The organism is Agromyces mangrovi, from assembly GCF_030296695.1.
Classification (GTDB): Bacteria; Actinomycetota; Actinomycetes; order Actinomycetales; family Microbacteriaceae; genus Agromyces; species Agromyces mangrovi.
This window is the reverse complement of sequence record NZ_AP027737.1, coordinates 1,492,701-1,509,467: the sequence shown is the minus strand read 5'-3', so window position 1 is coordinate 1,509,467 and position 16,767 is coordinate 1,492,701. Positions and strand designations below refer to the sequence as shown.

Annotated in this window: 13 protein-coding genes and 1 pseudogene; 11 read left to right on the top strand and 3 right to left on the bottom strand. The window is 73.2% G+C overall.

The window, feature by feature from the left end; genetic code table 11:
- Positions 1-39: 39 nt before the first annotated feature.
- The gene (locus tag QUE38_RS07135) at positions 40-1,467 is read right to left on the bottom strand and encodes a DUF2252 domain-containing protein (protein ID WP_286311092.1); all 1,428 of its coding nucleotides are present in this window, start codon (positions 1,465-1,467) and stop codon (positions 40-42) included.
- Between the two features lie 89 nt (positions 1,468-1,556).
- Positions 1,557-3,080 carry a MocR-like pyridoxine biosynthesis transcription factor PdxR gene (pdxR, locus tag QUE38_RS07130; protein WP_286311090.1) on the bottom strand — a complete coding sequence of 508 codons (1,524 nt, stop codon included), beginning with the start codon at positions 3,078-3,080 and terminating at the stop codon, positions 1,557-1,559.
- A 76-nt stretch (positions 3,081-3,156) separates the two neighbouring features.
- Between pdxR and QUE38_RS07125 the strand changes: the two genes are divergently transcribed.
- Complete coding sequence (locus QUE38_RS07125) at positions 3,157-3,801, top strand: pyridoxamine 5'-phosphate oxidase family protein (RefSeq protein WP_286311087.1); 645 nt, start codon at positions 3,157-3,159, stop codon at positions 3,799-3,801.
- Positions 3,802-3,844: 43 nt separating this feature from the next.
- On the opposite strand, the gene QUE38_RS07120 is transcribed toward QUE38_RS07125, so the two are convergent.
- The gene (locus QUE38_RS07120) at positions 3,845-5,347 is read right to left on the bottom strand and encodes a M1 family metallopeptidase (protein ID WP_286311085.1); all 1,503 of its coding nucleotides are present in this window, start codon (positions 5,345-5,347) and stop codon (positions 3,845-3,847) included.
- A gap of 235 nt (positions 5,348-5,582) precedes the next feature.
- Between QUE38_RS07120 and QUE38_RS07115 the strand changes: the two genes are divergently transcribed.
- The 10 genes and pseudogenes from QUE38_RS07115 (at position 5,583) to QUE38_RS07070 (ending at position 16,727) form a co-directional block, all read left to right on the top strand.
- Complete coding sequence (locus tag QUE38_RS07115; protein WP_286311703.1) at positions 5,583-6,938, top strand: MFS transporter; 1,356 nt, start codon at positions 5,583-5,585, stop codon at positions 6,936-6,938.
- Positions 6,939-7,174: 236 nt separating this feature from the next.
- Positions 7,175-9,060 (top strand): annotated as a pseudogene (gene dnaK / locus QUE38_RS07110) (molecular chaperone DnaK).
- Positions 9,061-9,063: 3 nt separating this feature from the next.
- Positions 9,064-9,795: a nucleotide exchange factor GrpE gene (locus tag QUE38_RS07105; protein ID WP_286311083.1), complete on the top strand. Its 732-nt coding sequence runs from the start codon at positions 9,064-9,066 to the stop codon at positions 9,793-9,795.
- Between the two features lie 10 nt (positions 9,796-9,805).
- Positions 9,806-10,519 (top strand): copper resistance CopC family protein, encoded by a 714-nt coding sequence (locus QUE38_RS07100; RefSeq protein ID WP_286311081.1) that lies wholly within the window; start codon positions 9,806-9,808, stop codon positions 10,517-10,519.
- A gap of 54 nt (positions 10,520-10,573) precedes the next feature.
- Positions 10,574-11,575 (top strand): DnaJ C-terminal domain-containing protein, encoded by a 1,002-nt coding sequence (locus tag QUE38_RS07095; protein ID WP_286311077.1) that lies wholly within the window; start codon positions 10,574-10,576, stop codon positions 11,573-11,575.
- A 33-nt stretch (positions 11,576-11,608) separates the two neighbouring features.
- On the top strand, positions 11,609-12,028 hold the full coding sequence (locus tag QUE38_RS07090) for a heat shock protein transcriptional repressor HspR (protein WP_286311075.1): 420 nt from the start codon (positions 11,609-11,611) through the stop codon (positions 12,026-12,028).
- 351 nt (positions 12,029-12,379) lie between these two features.
- Complete coding sequence (locus tag QUE38_RS07085; protein WP_286311073.1) at positions 12,380-13,501, top strand: class I SAM-dependent methyltransferase; 1,122 nt, start codon at positions 12,380-12,382, stop codon at positions 13,499-13,501.
- Between the two features lie 129 nt (positions 13,502-13,630).
- Complete coding sequence (locus QUE38_RS07080; protein ID WP_286311071.1) at positions 13,631-14,776, top strand: type III polyketide synthase; 1,146 nt, start codon at positions 13,631-13,633, stop codon at positions 14,774-14,776.
- Positions 14,773-15,492: a class I SAM-dependent methyltransferase gene (locus QUE38_RS07075; RefSeq protein WP_286311068.1), complete on the top strand. Its 720-nt coding sequence runs from the start codon at positions 14,773-14,775 to the stop codon at positions 15,490-15,492. Before QUE38_RS07080 ends, QUE38_RS07075 begins: the two co-directional genes overlap by 4 nt.
- On the top strand, positions 15,477-16,727 hold the full coding sequence (locus tag QUE38_RS07070) for an FAD-dependent oxidoreductase (RefSeq protein ID WP_286311067.1): 1,251 nt from the start codon (positions 15,477-15,479) through the stop codon (positions 16,725-16,727). The genes QUE38_RS07075 and QUE38_RS07070 overlap by 16 nt, the downstream gene beginning before the upstream one ends.
- Positions 16,728-16,767 lie beyond the last annotated feature (40 nt).

Genomic DNA, 16,767 nt, shown 5'->3' with positions numbered 1-16,767 from the left:
CGCGAGTGTACGCCCGTTCCCCGCGAATGGGCAGTGCGCTCACGCGTCGACCGCGTCGACCCGCCCGCTCGCGATCGCGTCCAGCAGCGCGGCGTGGTCGGCCTCGGTGCGGTCGGCGTACGCGCTCGAGAACGCCACGAGCGCGCGGGAGAGCCCCCGACCGCGACCGACGTAGCCCGCGATCGTGGCCGCGTCGCCGCCGCGGGCGTGCGAGCGGGCGAGCAGCGCGCCGCAGTACTGCGCGTACAGGTGCATCGTCGCGGGCTCCATGATCTCCGGCGTCGCCGACCCCTTCCAGTCGCGGAACTGCCGCACGTAGAAGTCACGCGGCTGCCCATCGACGCCCTCGGCGGTCAGCCAGCCGAGCAGCACGTCGCTCAGCGCCTGCATGATGCGCTGTCCGCGCACCACGCGCTCGCCCTGGTGGGTGAACGCGCTCGGGCCGGCGCTCGACTCGAGCACCGACTGCTGCGCCTCCTTCGCCTGGAGCATCAGCAGGTCGCGCCGGCCGTTGCCGCGCAGCAGCACGACCCACGCGCGCGTGCCGACGCTGCCGACGCCCACCACCTTCATCGCCGCGTCGACGAACGCGTACCCGTCGAGCACCTGCCGGCGATCGGGATCGAGCGACTCCCGGTACCGCTCGAGCAGCGACGCGAGGAGGTCGCGGGCGTCCTGCTCGGCGACGCCCGCGTGGGCGGCGACGTCGCGCAGCGGGGTGAGCAGCGGCGGCTCCGACCGGAAGCGCGGCTCGCCGTCGACCACCTCGGTGAGTCGTCGCGCCGCCTGCCGGCTGTCGCGCCGGTGCGCCTTCGCGATCACGCCGGCCACCCGCTCGGAGATCTCGGGCGGCAGGTCCAGTGCGGTCGTGGCGAGCAGGTCGGCGGCGCTCACGCGCTCGGTGGCGAGGTGCAGGCGCGGCGCGCTCGCGAGCTTCCCCATCGCGCCGGCGTAGGCCGTGACGACCGTCGTGACGATGCCGCTGCGCTCGTCATCGTCGAACCCGCGAGCGCGGGCGGCGATCTCGAAGCTCGCGGCCATGCGCTTCAGGTCCCACTCGAACGGGCCGGGCGCGGTCTCGTCGAAGTCGTTCACGTCGACGATCAGCTCGCGCTCCGGCGACGCGTACAGCCCGACGTTCGACAGGTGCGCGTCGCCGCACAGCCACGTCGCGATGCCGGAGTCGGGCTCGCGCCGCAGGTCGTGCGCCATGAGCGCGGCCGCGCCGCGGTAGAACGCGATCGGCGACGCGGCCATCCGCCCGTGGCGGATCGCGACGAGCGACGCGACCCGCGAGGCGGCCTGCCGCTCGAGCGTCGCGATGGGGTCGCGGTCGGATGCCGCGAGGCTCGCCTGGTCCGCGAGCGGCACGCCCTGCCGGACGGCCCGTCCCGCCGTTCGCCTGGCGCTCCGCCCGTACCGGGCCGCGGCCGCGGCCGCGGCCGTCGGACTCGTGGGAATCGTCATCGTCAGCCCTTTCGGACCGTGGGCGCGGTGGCCGCGCCCGGCTGCCGGTCGGCCCCCGCCGGCCGGCGCTCCTGAGGAGTGCTCGAATCCTACGCCCGTGCCGCCCGTGCCGCCCGTGCCGCCCGTCCCGCTCGCGCGCGGATGCGGGCGAGCGCGTGCGCGAGCGCGGTGTCGGTGACGCCCGCGTAGCCCACGACGATGCCGTGCCGGCGGGGCGGGGCGCTCGCCGCGTAGTCGGCGAGGGGCGCGACGACGACGCCGTCGGCCGCCAGGTCCGTCACGAGTCGGCGGGCGGATGCCTCGGAGTGCAGCTCGAGCACCGCGTGCAGTCCGCCGTCGAGGCCGTGCAGGCGCGCCCCGGGCAGGTCGTCGAGCGCGGCCAGCACGAGTCCGCGCCGGTGGGCGTACTCGCGCCGGGTCGCGGCGATGTGGCGACGCAGCGCCCCCGAGGCGAGCAGGTGCGCGACCGCGAGCTGCACCGGGCCGGCCACAGGGCCGTCCTCCGCCGACCGCACGGCCAGCACGGCTGCGCGCAGCGCGCGTGCGGCCGCCGATCGCGCCCCGGCCGGCGGCAGCACCAGGTACCCGACCCGCAGCCAGGGCGTGAGCACCTTCGACAGGCTGCCGACCAGCACCGTGCGCCCGTCGGCGTCGAGCGAGGTGAGCGTGGGCAGCGGGGCGCCGGTGTGCCGGTACTCGGAGTCGTAGTCGTCCTCGAGCACGATCGCATCGTCGCGCGCGGCCTGGTCGAGCAGCGCGAGCCGGTCGCCCACCGGCAGCCGGCCGCCGAGCGGGTACTGATGGCTCGGCGTGACCATGACGGCGTCGACCGGCCCGGCGGCCGCGAGCGCGGCGAGGTCGAGCCCGTCGTCGTCCGCGGAGACCGGCACCGTCTGCGCGCCGTGCGCGCGCAGTACCGCCGCACCGTCCGGATAGCCCGGGTCCTCGACCGCGACGCGCGGCCCGGTCTCGGTGCGGACCCGGCACAGCGCGGTCGCGAGCAGCGCGAGCGCCTCGGAGGTGCCCGCGGTCACCACGATGTCGTCGGCGTCGCACGAGATGCCGCGCGCGACGCGCAGGTGGTCGGCGAGCTCGGCGCGGAGCGCCGGCTCGCCGGTCGCCGGCGGCGGATCGGACGGGATGGGCGCCGCCGCGGCCGCGCGCCAGGCGGATCGCCACGCGCGAGCGTCGATGCGCGCGGTCGACGGCCGGCCGGGGCGGAGGTCGACCTCGACGCGGGGCTCGCTCGCCGGCAGCGGCGCGACTCGGGGCGCGGGAGGGGTTGCGCGGGCGCCACGGCCGGCCGGGGCCCTGTCGCGCGCCTCGCGTTCGCGCGGGCGCGCCGCACCCGACGTGCGGTGGGCGCCGAGGTCGGCCACGCGGGTCGCCGCGCCCTGCCGCGTCTCGAGGTACCCCTCGCCCGCGAGCTGCTCGTACGCCGCCACGACCGTGCTGCGCGACACGCCCAGCTCGTCTGCCAGCCGTCGCGTCGACGGGAGCGGGTCGCCCGCCCGGAGCCCGCCGCCGAGGATGCCCGCGCGCAGCCCGTCGACCAGTTGCCGGCCGACGGGGCGTGCGTCGTCGGCCGCGATGGCGAGGATGGGTCCGTCCACGGGTACCTCACTGGTCTGCTCGAACAGTCGTCGACTGGACTGTCGACGAGACCAGTCTGACGCAGAGGCTGGTCGCATGCCCGCATCCGCTCCGCCCCGCCGCATCCGTCGACTCGGCGATCGCCAGGTCGTCGACCGCACCGCCCTGCACCGCCTGCTCGACGAGCAGCTCGTGGGCCATCTCGCGGCCGTGGTAGACGGGGAGCCGGTGGTCGTGCCCATGGCGTACGCCCGCGACGGCGAGCACGTGCTCGTGCACGGGTCGACCGGCGGAGGGTTCGCGCTGCGCGCCGCCGCGTCCGGCGCGACCGTCGCCTTCGCCGTGACCGCCCTCGACGGCATGGTCGTCGCCCGCACGCTGTTCGACCACTCGATGAACTACCGCAGCGCGGTGGTCTACGGATGCCTCGAGCCGGTCGACGACGACGAGCGAGCGCTGCTCGCGCTGTCGGAGCGCCTGCTGCCCGGGCGCACGACCGAGGTGCGCGGCAACACGCGCAAGGAGCGCGCCGCGACCCGCGTGCTGCGGCTGCCGCTCGACGACGTGGTCATGAAGGTGCGCGCGGGCGGGCCGGGCGACGAGCCGGCGGATGCGACGGGGCCGGTGCCGTGGACCGGCGTCGTGCCGCTCGCGGCGACGTGGGGCGAGCCGATCGCCGCCGAGGGGACCCCGCCGGGCACGCCGGTGCCGGAGTCGGTGCGGGCGCTCGCCGGTCGCTGAGCGCCCGCACCCGCCGTACTCGGCGCTGCGGGGGGTCGTGGGGTCAGAGGGTCGGCTTCTGCTGGTCGTACAGCCAGACCTGGAAGAACGCGTCCAGGTCGGCTCCCGACACCTCCTCGTAGACGTCCTGGAAGTCCTCCGACGTGCCGGCGGAGTCGTCGTAGCGCTCCAGCCACAGCTGCGCGGCGGCGAAGAACGCGTCGTCGCCGACCTCGAGTCGGAGCGCGTGCAGCGTCCCCGCACCTCGGTTGTACACCTGGGTCAGGAAGAGCCCCATCGGGCCCGGGTCGCCGATCTGGACGTTCCAGTACGCCTGCGTGCGCGTCGGCGTGTACCAGGTGTCGAACGACTCCTGCGCAGTGCGGAGGCCGCGCTCCTCGTTCCACATCCAGGTGGCGTACGTCGCCCAGCCCTCGTTGAGCCAGATGTCCTGCCAGCGCTCGGGGCTCACCGCGTTGCCGAACCACTGGTGCGCGGCCTCGTGCGCGACGGTGCCCTCGCTCGCCTGGGACGAGTAGACCGGGCGGGTCTGCGTCTCGAGCGCGTAGCCCACCGAGTCGTTGTCGACGATCGCGCCGTAGGCCACGAACGGGTAGGGGCCGAACTTCGACTCGAAGAAGTCGATCATGTCCGCCTGCCGGTCGAGGCTCGCGTTCGTGGTCGCGAGTCGCGAGTCGCTCAGCTTCGTGTCGACCGCATCGATGATCGGGACGCCGCTCGTCGACTCGTACACGTCGCGGAGGTCGTAGTCGCCGACCGAGGCGGTGGTGAGGTAGCTGGCCTGCTGGTCGGGGGCGTCCCAGTACCAGGTGGTCCAGCCGTCGGCGGTCTCCTCGGGCTTCGGCTGGAGGCCGTTCGCGACCGCGACCTTGCCCTCGGGCACCGTGATCTCGAACGAGTAGCTGGCCTTGTCGGTCTGGTGGTCGCTCACCGGGTACCAGGTCATCGAGCCCTCGGGCTCGCTCACGACCATCGCGCCGTCGCGCTGGGTCACCCAGCCGTAGAGCGCGCCCTCGATGTCGAGCGGGCGGGTCGTCGTGCCGCCGTACTCGACCACGACCTGCACCTGCGCGCCCGCCTTGAGCTTCGGCCGCGGCTGCACGGTGAGCTCCCAGACGCGCGCGGCGTCGTCCTGCACCTGCCAGTAGGCGGCGCCGTCGACCTCGTCGCCGACGAGGGGTGGGGCGACGGATGCCGCGGCCTTGCCGTTCACGCTCAGCGCGAGCACGTCCATGCCGCGCAGGTCGAGGTTGAACCGATCGAGGTCCTGCGTCGGGACCAGGTCGATCGTGGCGACGCCGTGGAACTCGCCCTCGAGCGGCGCCGGGCTCGGTGCCGGCGGGGTGTACGTGATGTCGAGGTCGTAGTGGAGCACGTCGTATCCGCCGTTGCCCGCGTAGGGGAAGTACGCGTCGCCGACGCCCGCAGCGCCCGCCGTGTACCTCGGACCCGGCGTGCCCGGCTCGCCCGGCTTCCCGGGCGCGGCGACCGCACCTGCGGCCCCCACTCCCACCAGTGCCAGCGACACGGCGGCGATGCCGCCCACCAGTCTCCTGCTCGACCTCATGGTGCTGCTCCCCTCGCCCGCCGCGGACGCCCGCGTGATCGCACTCTAGGGCCGGGGCTGCCGCGACGGAAGGGCTGGGAGCGACGTCGGCAGCGGGGGTTAGCATGCCCGGGTGCAGGGGGAACGAGACGGGTCGGATGCGACCGAGCCGACGGACACCGAGACGAACGCGCGCGGCGCTGCTGCGGAGCATCCGGAACCGCCGCCCGGGGGCATGCGCGTGTTCGTGCACGTGCTGTCGAACACGCTGGTCGCGAACGTCACCACGAGCTTCCTCTGGTTCGCGCTGACGTTCTGGGTGTACCTCGAGACCCGCTCGGTGCTCGCGACCGGCATCATCGGCGGCGCGTACATGCTGCTCGTCGCGGTGTTCTCGATGATCTTCGGCACCATCGTCGATCGGCACCGCAAGCACGCGGTCATGGTGTTCTCGAGCATCGTGACGCTCGTCGCGTTCGCCGTCTCGGGCGTGCTCTACCTGTTCCAGCCGGAGGCGGCGCTGGTCGATCTCGGCGGGCCGTGGTTCTGGCTGTTCTCGGGCATCCTCCTCTTCGGCGCGGTCATCGAACACATGCGCAACATCGCGCTGTCGACAACGGTGACGCTGCTGGTGCCGGTCGAGCGGCACGCCAACGCCAACGGCATGGTCGGCACGGTGCAGGGCATCGCGTTCATGGTCACGAGCGTGTTCTCGGGGCTCTCGATCGGCCTGCTCGGCATGGGCTGGACCCTGCTGCTCGCGATCGTCGCCACAGCGCTCGTGCTCGTGCACCTGCTGTTTCTGAAGATCCCCGAGGAGCAGCCCGTCGCCGAGGACGGACGGCCCCCGGCCGTCGACATCCGCGGCAGCATCGCGACCATCCGCGGCGTGCCCGGGCTGTTCGCGCTCATCATCTTCACGACCTTCAACAACCTCATCGGCGGCGCCTACGTCGCGCTGATGGACCCGTACGGGCTCGAGTTGTTCGCCGTCGAGGTGTGGGGCATCGTGCTCGGCGTGACCTCGACCGGGTTCATCATCGGCGGTGCGGTGATCGCGAAGTTCGGGCTCGGTCGCAACCCCATCCGCACCATGCTGTACGTGGTCGTGGCGATGGGCGTGCTGGGTGCCGTGTTCACGCTGCGGGAGTGGTGGTGGCTCTACGCGGTCGGCATCTGGGCGTACATGGCGATCGTCCCGGTGGTCGAGGCGGCCGAGCAGACGGTCATCCAGAAGGTCGTCACGTTCCGGCGCCAGGGCCGGGTCTTCGGGTTCGCGATGGCACTCGAGTCGGCGGCCGCGCCGGTGACCGCGTTCCTCATCGCGCCGATCGCCGAGTTCTGGGTGATCCCGTACATGGAGGGCTCTTCGGGCCAGGCGACGTGGGGCTGGCTGCTCGGCGAGGGGGACGCCCGCGGCATCGCGCTGGTGTTCCTGTTCGCCGGCCTCATCCTCGTGGCGATCGCGCTGTTCGCCTTCACGACCCGCTCGTACCGCCTGCTGTCCGCGGAGTTCGCGGGCACGACCGAGTCGGTCCCCGCCGCGGCACCGGCCGAGGAGCCGGCGTCGGGCGCGCGGCCCGGCGCCTGAGCGCCACCGCTGCCGCCCGGTTCCTGAGCTTCCGCCGTGAGTTGAGCCGGTTCGACTCAACTTTGCGCCTCGAGATTTGACACCCGATTCGGCCGGTGTGAAACTTGATTCGTCGGGGCTCAAGTCTTCCCCGGCACCTCGACTTCGGCCCGGGCCAACGCCCGGATCACGTCCGAGCGCGGCGGTCACGGGGCATCCGTGCCGAACCGGATCGGACACGTTAGGAGATGCAACACATGTCACGTGCAGTCGGTATCGACCTCGGCACCACGAACTCCGTGGTCAGCGTCCTCGAGGGTGGCGAGCCCACCGTCATCGCGAACGCCGAGGGCCTGCGCACCACCCCGTCGGTGGTCGCGTTCACCAAGGACGGGGAGGTGCTCGTCGGCGAGACCGCGAAGCGCCAGGCCGTCACCAACGTCGATCGCACCATCTCGTCGGTCAAGCGCCACATGGGCACCGACTGGACCCAGGAGATCGACGGCAAGAACTACACGCCGCAGGAGATCTCGGCCCGCATCCTGCAGAAGCTCAAGCGCGACGCCGAGCAGTACCTCGGCGATACCGTCACCGACGCGGTCATCACCGTGCCCGCGTACTTCAACGACGCCGAGCGCCAGGCCACCAAGGAGGCCGGTGAGATCTCGGGCCTCAACGTGCTGCGCATCATCAACGAGCCCACCGCGGCCGCGCTCGCGTACGGCCTCGACAAGGGCAAGGAGGACGAGCTCATCCTCGTCTTCGACCTCGGCGGCGGCACCTTCGACGTCTCCCTCCTCGAGGTGGGCAAGGACGACGACTTCTCCACCATCCAGGTGCGCGCGACCGCGGGCGACAACCGCCTCGGCGGCGACGACTGGGACCAGCGGGTCGTCGAGCACCTCATCAAGCAGTTCAAGTCCTCGACCGGCGTCGACGTCTCGAAGGACAAGATCGCGCTCCAGCGCCTCAAGGAGGCCGCGGAGCAGGCGAAGAAGGAGCTCTCGTCGAGCATGTCGACGAGCATCCAGCTGCCCTACCTCTCGCTCACCGAGAACGGCCCGGCCAACCTCGACGAGACGCTCACCCGCGCCCAGTTCGAGAACATGACCTCCGACCTGCTCGACCGCACCAAGAAGCCGTTCGACGACGTCATCCGCGAGGCCGGCATCAAGGTCTCCGACATCGCGCACGTCGTGCTCGTCGGCGGCTCGACCCGCATGCCCGCCGTCTCCGAGCTCGTGAAGCAGGAGACCGGCGGCAAGGAGCCCAACAAGGGCGTGAACCCCGACGAGGTCGTCGCCGTGGGCGCCGCCCTCCAGGCGGGCGTCCTCAAGGGCGAGCGCAAGGACGTGCTGCTCATCGACGTCACCCCCTGAGCCTCGGCATCGAGACCAAGGGCGGCATCATGACCAAGCTCATCGAGCGCAACACGGCCATCCCGACCAAGCGCAGCGAGACCTTCACGACCGCCGACGACAACCAGCCGTCGGTCGCGATCCAGGTCTTCCAGGGCGAGCGCGAGTTCACCCGCGACAACAAGCCGCTGGGCACGTTCGAGCTCACCGGCATCGCCCCGGCGCCGCGCGGCATCCCGCAGGTCGAGGTCACCTTCGACATCGACGCCAACGGCATCGTGCACGTGTCCGCCAAGGACAAGGGCACCGGCAAGGAGCAGTCGATGACGATCACCGGCGGCTCGAGCCTGCCGAAGGACGACATCGAGCGCATGGTGCGCGAGGCCGAGGAGCACGCCGCCGAGGACAAGCAGCGTCGCGAGTCGGCCGAGACCCGCAACTCGGCCGAGCAGCTCGCCTACTCGACCGACAAGCTCATCAAGGACAACGAGGACAAGCTGCCCTCCGACGTCAAGGACGAGGTGCAGGGCGACGTCGACGCGCTGAAGACCGCGCTGGCGGGCGAGGACGACGAGGCCGTGAAGACCGCGTTCGAGAAGCTCTCGCAGTCGCAGCAGAAGCTCGGCGAGGCGATCTACGCTGGTGCACAGGCGGATGCCGCGGCGGGCGCCGCGGGCGAGCCCGGCGAGGACGCCAACGCCACCGGCGCCCAGGCCGACGAGTCCGACGAGGACGTCGTCGACGCCGAGGTCGTCGACGACGAGGACGAGAACGAGAAGAAGTAGGACATGGCTGACGAGAACCACGAACGCGAAGAGCCGATCATCCGCGACAAGCGGCGGATCGACCCCGAGACGGGCGAGGTTCGGAAGCCCGCGGACTCGTCGGCGTCGGACGCCGGCGTCGACGAGTCCGGCTCCCACTTCGAGCCGCTCGAGGGTCCCGACGTCGAGACGTCGATGCCGCCGGCCGACGACGAGTCGGATGCCGCACCGGAAGGCGCGGCCGGCGAGTCCGAGGGCGAGGGCGAGGCGGATGCCGCGGGCGACGACGAGCCGCTGACGGTCGACGACATCCTCAACGCCGCGCAGGCCGAGGTCGACGAGCCGACCAGCGAGCACCTCGCCGACCTGAAGCGCGTCACGGCGGAGTACGCGAACTACCGCAAGCGCACCGAGGCGAACCGGGAGGTCGAGCGCGAGCGCGCGGTCGGCAAGGCCGTCGCCGTGCTGCTGCCGGTGCTCGACGACCTCGACCGGGCCGAGAAGCACGGCGACCTCGAGGGCGACGCCCCGTTCGCCACGATCGCCGCGAAGCTGCGCGGCGCGGTCGAGAAGCTCGGCCTGGCGCCGTTCGGCGAGGCGGGCGAGGTGTTCGACCCGCAGCGCCACGAGGCGATCTTCCAGCAGCCGAGCGACGAGGTCGAGGTCGACACGGTGGCCGACGTCGTCGAGACCGGGTACTACCTCGGGTCGACGCTCCTGCGTGCGGCCAAGGTGGTCGTCAAGACCCCGCAGTAGCGCGGGGCCCGTGGCGGGGACGCAGATCGGATGGCGGGAGCCGCGCGACACGCGCGGCTCCCGCTTCCGCATGTCCGCCGCCCTCGCCGCAGCGGCCGCGCTCGCCGCGGTGCCGCTGCTGGTGCCCGCGGCGCCCGCGTGGGCGCATGCCTTCCTGATCGGCACGACGCCGGCCGACGGCGGGACCGCGACCCGCGTCGTCGAGATCGTGCTCGACTTCGACGAGGAGCTCATCGACTTCGGGCCCGACGTCGACCCGTCGTCGGTGCTCGTGACCGACGCCGACGGGCTGCACTACGAGACCGGGTGCGCCGAGACGGTCGGCCCGCAGATCACCGCGCCGGTCGCGCTCGGCGAGGCGGGCGAGTACACGGCGACGTGGCGCTCGGTGACGATCGAGGGCCACGTAATCGGCGGCGACATCGAGTTCACGTACGAGCCGGCGGCGTTCGAGGCAGCGGCGGCGGGCTCGGTGGAGCCGCGGTGCGAGGCCTCGGCGTCGGTCGGAAGCGCTGGGGGTGCGGCGGGCACGATCGGGGTCGTCGCGCTCGGGGCATCCGCCCTCATCGCCGTCGGGGTCGCCTCGACCCTGGTCGTCTCGCGCAGCCGGCCCCCGAGGCCCCCGCGACGACCCGGCCGCCACGCGGCCCCGGCACCGCCGGGATCGCGGCGCAGCGGGCGCGCGGAGGCGGCGCCCGCTCATGATAAACTTGAGCGTAGTTGACTCAGGTTCTTGCGGAGTGCCGACGGCCTCCGGACACATCGAAGGGAGGCGCCGTTGGCAAGCCAGGACTGGTTCGACAAGGACTTCTACAAGGTGCTGGGCGTCTCGAAGAACGTCACCGACGCCGACCTGAAGAAGGCGTACCGCAAGCTCGCGCGGAAGTACCACCCCGACTCCAACCCGGGTGATGCGACGGCCGAGGCCAAGTTCAAGGAGATCAGCGAGGCGAACTCGGTGCTCTCCGACCCGGAGCAGCGCAAGGAGTACGACGCGATCCGCGCCATGGGCGGCGGTGCGCGCTTCACGGCGCCTGGCGCCAGCGGCAACGCCGGCGGATTCGAGGACGTCTTCGGCGGCATGTTCGGCGGCGGCGGGCGCGGCCAGCAGTACACGTACACCCAGGGCGCGCCGGGCGGCGGCGGATTCGAGGACATCCTCGGCGGCATGTTCGGCAGCGGCCGGTTCGGGCAGCCCACGGGCGGCTACCGCGGCTACGGCGGGCCGAGCCGCGGCGCCGACATCACGGCGACCACCACGCTCGACTTCATGACCGCCACGCGCGGCGACCAGGTCACCCTGCACGCCGACGGCGGCAAGCCGATCACGGTGCGCATCCCGGCCGGCGTCGCCGACGGGCAGAAGATCAAGGTGCGCGGCAAGGGCCGGCCGTCGCCCGACGGCGGCGAGCCCGGCGACATCGTGCTCACGGTCGAGGTGCGCAAGCACCCCGTGTTCGAGCGCGACGGGCTGAACCTGCGCGTGAACGTGCCGGTCACGTTCGCCGAGGCCGCGCTCGGCGCGACCATCGAGGTGCCCACGCTCGGCGGCGACCCCGTGAAGCTGCGCGTCGCACCCGGTACGCCGAGCGGACGCGTGCTGCGCGTCAAGGGCCGCGGCGTCGAGACGAAGAAGGGCACGGGCGACCTGCTCGCGGTCGTGCAGATCGCGGTGCCGTCGCACCTGTCGGGCGAGGCCGAGTCGGCGCTCAAGGAGTTCGCCGAGCTGGTGCCCGACGAGAACCCGCGCGCCGACCTGCTGGCGCGCGCCAGGCAGTAGGCTGCCGAGCCACGGACGGGAGAGGAGCACGTGATGGACGAGAAGAGCCCCATGTTCGTGATCTCCGTCGCGGCCGAGCTCGCGGGCATGCACCCGCAGACGCTGCGGCAGTACGACCGGCTCGGCCTCGTCTCGCCGTCGCGCACGCCCGGAAAGTCGCGCCGCTACTCGATGCGCGACGTCGTGCAGCTGCGCGAGATCGCCGCGCTGTCGGGCGAGGGCGTGAGCCTCGAGGGCATCCGCCGCGTGCTGCAGCTCGAGAACCGGGTCGCGCACCTCGAGGAACGCGTGCGCGAGCTCGAGGCGGCGCTCGCCGACGAGATGCTCAACCGTCCGGGCTCGCGCGTGTTCGCGTCGAGCTCGGAGGGCGAGGTCATCTCGCTGAAGACCGGCACGCGCGTGCGCCGGCAGAACCAGGTCGTGGTCTGGCGCCCCCTCGACCAGCGCCGCTGACGCGGTTGCGTGGCGACCCGGCACGTGCCCGGCGAGCGAGCCGGCCGTGCACGACTGGCCGCGTCGCCGACCGCGGGCCGGGTCGCTCGGCACGTGCCGAGCGGTTCGGCACGTCGAGTTCGGCGTGCCCGGGTGAGTTCGGCGTGCCGCGTGACCTTGCACGTGCCGCGCGACTGGGCCAGCCGTGTACGACTGGCTCGCTCGCTGACCGCCGGCCGGGTCGCTCGGCACGTGCCGAACGGTTCGGCACGTAGAGTTCGGCGTGCCCGAGTGAGTTCGGCGGGCCGGTGCGAACGGCACGTGCCGCTGCGGGAGGCGGAGGGCGGGGCGAGACGCGGGTAGCCTGCTGGCGTGGACTTCGATGCGCTCCGGCGCGCGCCCGACACCGAGGGCGACGGGCTGCGGGCGTGGGATGCGGCCGACCGGCTGATCCTGGACGAGGCCGGCGCGTGGCTCGCGGAGGCGGGTGACGGCGAGGTCGTCGTCATCGGCGACACGCATGGGGCGCTCGCGCTGGGCGCGGCCGACCGCGGGGCGCGCGACGTGCGCGTGCATCAGGACGCGCTGCTCGGGGAGCGCGCCATAGCGGCCAACGCCGCCCGTACGGGCCTCGCCGGCGCGGTGCGGATCGTGCCGTTCGACGCGGGGCTCGCGGCATCCGCTCGGCTCGTGCTGCTGCGCCTGCCCCGCTCGCTCGACGCGCTCGACGAGATCGCCGGGCTGGTCGCCGCGCACGCGGCCGACGACGTCGTGGTCGTCGCGGGCGGGCGCATCAAGCACATGACCCTCGCCATGAACGACGTGCTGCGCCGCCACTTCGGCCGGCTCGACGTCACGCACGCGCGGCAGAAGTCGCGGGTGCTGGTCGCGCGCGACCCGATCCGGCCCACCGAGCCGTCGCCGTGGCCGGCCCGCGCCCGAGACGACGAGCTCGGCCTGACCGTCGTCGCGCACGGTGGGGTCTTCGCCGGATCGGGCGTCGACATCGGCACCCGCGCCCTGCTCGCGCACGTCGGCGAGGTGGCAGACGCCGCCGACATCGACGAGGTGATCGATCTGGCCTGCGGCACCGGTGTCGTCGCCGCCTGGCTGGCCGAGCGGATGCCCCGGGCCCGCGTGCGCGCCCTCGACCAGTCCGCCGCGGCCGTCGCGTCGGCCCGCGCGACCGCCGAGGCGAACGGCGTCGCCGACCGCGTCACCGCCGAGCGCGCCGACGGGCTCGAGACCGTGCCCGACGCGACCGCCCGCCTGGTCGCGCTGAACCCGCCCTTCCATTCGGGAGCCGCGGTGACGACCGCACTCGCCGAGCGCCTCTTCGCCGACGCGGGGCGCGCGCTCGCGCCAGGCGGCACGCTCGTCACCGTCTGGAACTCGCACCTGCGCTACCGCCCCGCGCTCGAACGCCTGGTCGGACCGACCCGCCAGCTCGGCCGTACCCCGAAGTTCACCGTGACGGCCTCCACCCGCCCCTGATCGCCTCCCCTATCCGCGAGTCGTCATGAAGTGTCGCCATCGGCGGCGCCGAAGCGACAGTTCATGACGACTCGGTGAAGTCGGGCGGGGACCCTATCGGCGCGGGGCGGGACATGCCTACAGTGGGGCATGACCGTGACGCTTCGGGGTTTGCAGACGGCCGTCCCTCCCACCGTGCTCATCCAGGAACAGGTGCGAGACGTCTTCAAGGCCCAGCCCGGGCTGAATCGGCTCGCGCAGCGCATCGTGTCGACGTCGTTCGACGTGTCGGGCATCGAGACGCGCCACACGGCGATCGCCGAGCTCACGACCGAGGCGCGGCCCGAGACGCCCGAGTTCTTCGACGTCGAGTCGGGCGAGCTGCTGCTGCCGGGCACGAAGGCGCGCAACGAGCTGTACGCGGAGCAGGCGACGATCCTCTACGTCGAGGCGGCGCGGCGTGCGATCGCGGCGACGCCGGGTCTCGAGGCATCCGACATCACCCACATCGTGACCGTCTCGTGCACCGGCTTCTACCAGCCCGGTCCCGACTACATGATCGTGCGCGAGCTCGGGCTGCGCCCGTCGGTCGCGCGCACCCACCTCGGGTTCATGGGGTGCTACGCGGCCATGCCGGCGCTGCGCACGGCCAAGCAGTTCTGCGAGGCCGACCCCGACGCCGTCGTGCTCGTCGTGAGCGTCGAGCTCTGCACGCTGCACCTGCGGTCGTCGACCGATCCCGACACCATCGTGGCGTGCTCGCTGTTCGCCGACGGCGCGGGCGCGGGGCTCGTGACGCAGCGCCCGCTCGAGCCGGGTGAGCGCGCGTTCGACCTCGATCGGTTCGAGACGGTCATCACGCCCGTCGGGGAGGGCGACATGGCGTGGAAGATCGGCGACCACGGGTTCGAGATGGTGCTGTCGACCTACGTGCCGAACATCATCGACGACCACATCGTCGGCGCGCTCGAGCCGTTGTTCGCCGACGACGAGGGGCTGTCCCGCGCGCTCGCCGCGTCGACGGCCGGCGAGTCCATCACGCACTGGGCGATCCATCCCGGCGGGCGCAGCATCGTCGACAAGGTCGGCGCGAAGCTCGCGCTCGACGAGGCGCAGCTGGTTCCCGCGCGGGAGACGCTGCGCGACTTCGGCAACATGTCGAGCGCGACCGTGCTCTTCGTGCTGCGGAACATCCTCGACGGGGCATCCGCGGCCGACGGCGACCGCGTCGCCGCGATGGCGTTCGGGCCCGGGCTCACGGTCGAGACCGCCCTGATGACGGTGCGCGAGGGGTGATCGGCCTCCCCGACCTCAGGTTCAGGGCGACGGATGCCTCGGAGCGCATGGACGACCCGGACTGCGATCCGGTCGCGCTCGAGCGCACCTATGGCCGGTTCCACCTGGTCAACGCCGTGGTGTCGGGGTGGCGATGGATCTACCGTGCACGGGTGCGGCCGCGGTTGCGCCCGGATCGCGTGACGACGCTGCTCGACATCGGTACGGGCGGCGGCGACGTGCCGCGGGCGCTGCTGCGCTGGGCGCGGCGCGACGGGCTGGCGCTCGCGGTGACGGCGATCGACCCGGACGTGCGGGCGATCCGCTGGGGGCTGCGGCAGCCCGCGGTTCCCGGCCTCGCGCTGCGCCGCGCGCACAGCTCCGACCTCGTGCGCATCGGCGAGCGGTACGACCTGGTGGTGTCGAACCATGTGCTGCATCACGTCACCGGCGACGAGCTGGGTGTGCTGCTCGCCGACTCCGAGCGGCTGCTGCGACCGGGCGGGCTCGCGCTGCACGCCGACATCGCGCGGTCGCGGTGGGGATATGCCGGATTCGGCATCGGCACGGCGCCGTTCCAGCCGAACCTCCTCGCCGGCTCGTACATCCGCGAGGACGGGCTCACGTCGATCCGCCGCAGCCACACCGTGGCGGAGCTCGCGGCGGCGCTGCCCGACGGCTGGCGCGTGCGTGCGGCCGTGCCGTCGCGGCTGGAGGTGTGGTGGGAGCGGGGCTGACGCCGGAGGGCGCGCCGACGCTCGACGTCGCGATCGTCGGCGGTGGGCCGGTGGGACTGCTGCTGGCGTGCCTGCTCGCCCAGCGTGGGCTGCGGGTCGACGTGTTCGAACAGCGGGCGGAGCCGGCGCCGCTGTCCCGCGCGATCGGCGTGCACCCGCCCGGGCTGCGCGCCCTCGACGCCGTGGGCGTGGGCGAGGCGGCGCGGCAGTCGGGGGTGGCGATCCGCGACGGGCGGGTCTCGTGCCGCGGGCGGGTGCTCGGCGCGCTCGACTTCGCCGAAGCCGACCCCGACGTGCCGTTCGTGCTGGCGCTGCCGCAGGCGGAGACCGAGCGGCTGCTCGCCGAACGGCTCGCGCAGTTGCGTCCAGGGGCGCTGCATCGGGGCGTGCGCGTCTCGGCGATCCGGCAGCTCGACGGTGGCGTGGAGTTCGCGGTCGACGGGGCCGGGGCGGATGCCTCGGGCAGACGAGCGGCGGACGAGGGCGGCGGCGCGACGGATGGCGGCATCGACGCGCCGGCCACGCTCGCCGCGCGCTACCTGGTCGGCGCCGACGGCGTGCGCAGCGGCGTGCGCAGGCAGGCGCGCATCGGATGGCAACAGCACCGCGGGCGCGCGGACTACGTGATGGGCGACGTGGCCGACCGCACGGATGCCCCGGGGTCGGCGCTGCTGCACTTCGAGCCGGGCGGCGTGGTCGAGTCGTTCCCGCTCCCGGGCGGAATGCGCCGCTGGGTGGCGATGACCGAGTGGGGCGCGCGCGACGCGGGCGTCGATCGCCCCGGGGCATCCGCTGCCCTCATCGGCATCGTCGCCGAGCGCACGGGCGACGACCTCGGCACCGACGTGCCCGACGCCCGCGCCTTCACCGCGCGCCAGCACCTCGCCGACCGGGTCGTCGCCGGCCGCATCGTGCTCGTGGGCGACGCGGCGCACGAGGTGAGCCCGATCGGCGGGCAGGGCATGAACCTCGGCTGGCTGGACGCGCTGCACCTCGACCGCGCGCTCGCGGCGTGCCTCGCCGACCCACCGGGTGCCGCAGCCGCCCTCGCCGAGTACGAGCGCGCCCGCCACAGGGCCGCCGGTCGCGCCATACGCCAGGCCGCGTTCAACATGTCGATGGGCGCCCCGGCCCACGGCCTCCGCCTCGCCGCGCGCAACGCCGCCGTGCGCCTGCTCGCCGTGGGCCCGGCCCGCCGCCGCCTCGCCCGCGCCTTCACGATGCGCGGCCTCTGACCCGACCCGGGTGCCACCGCACGCGATTCGTGCGACGCTG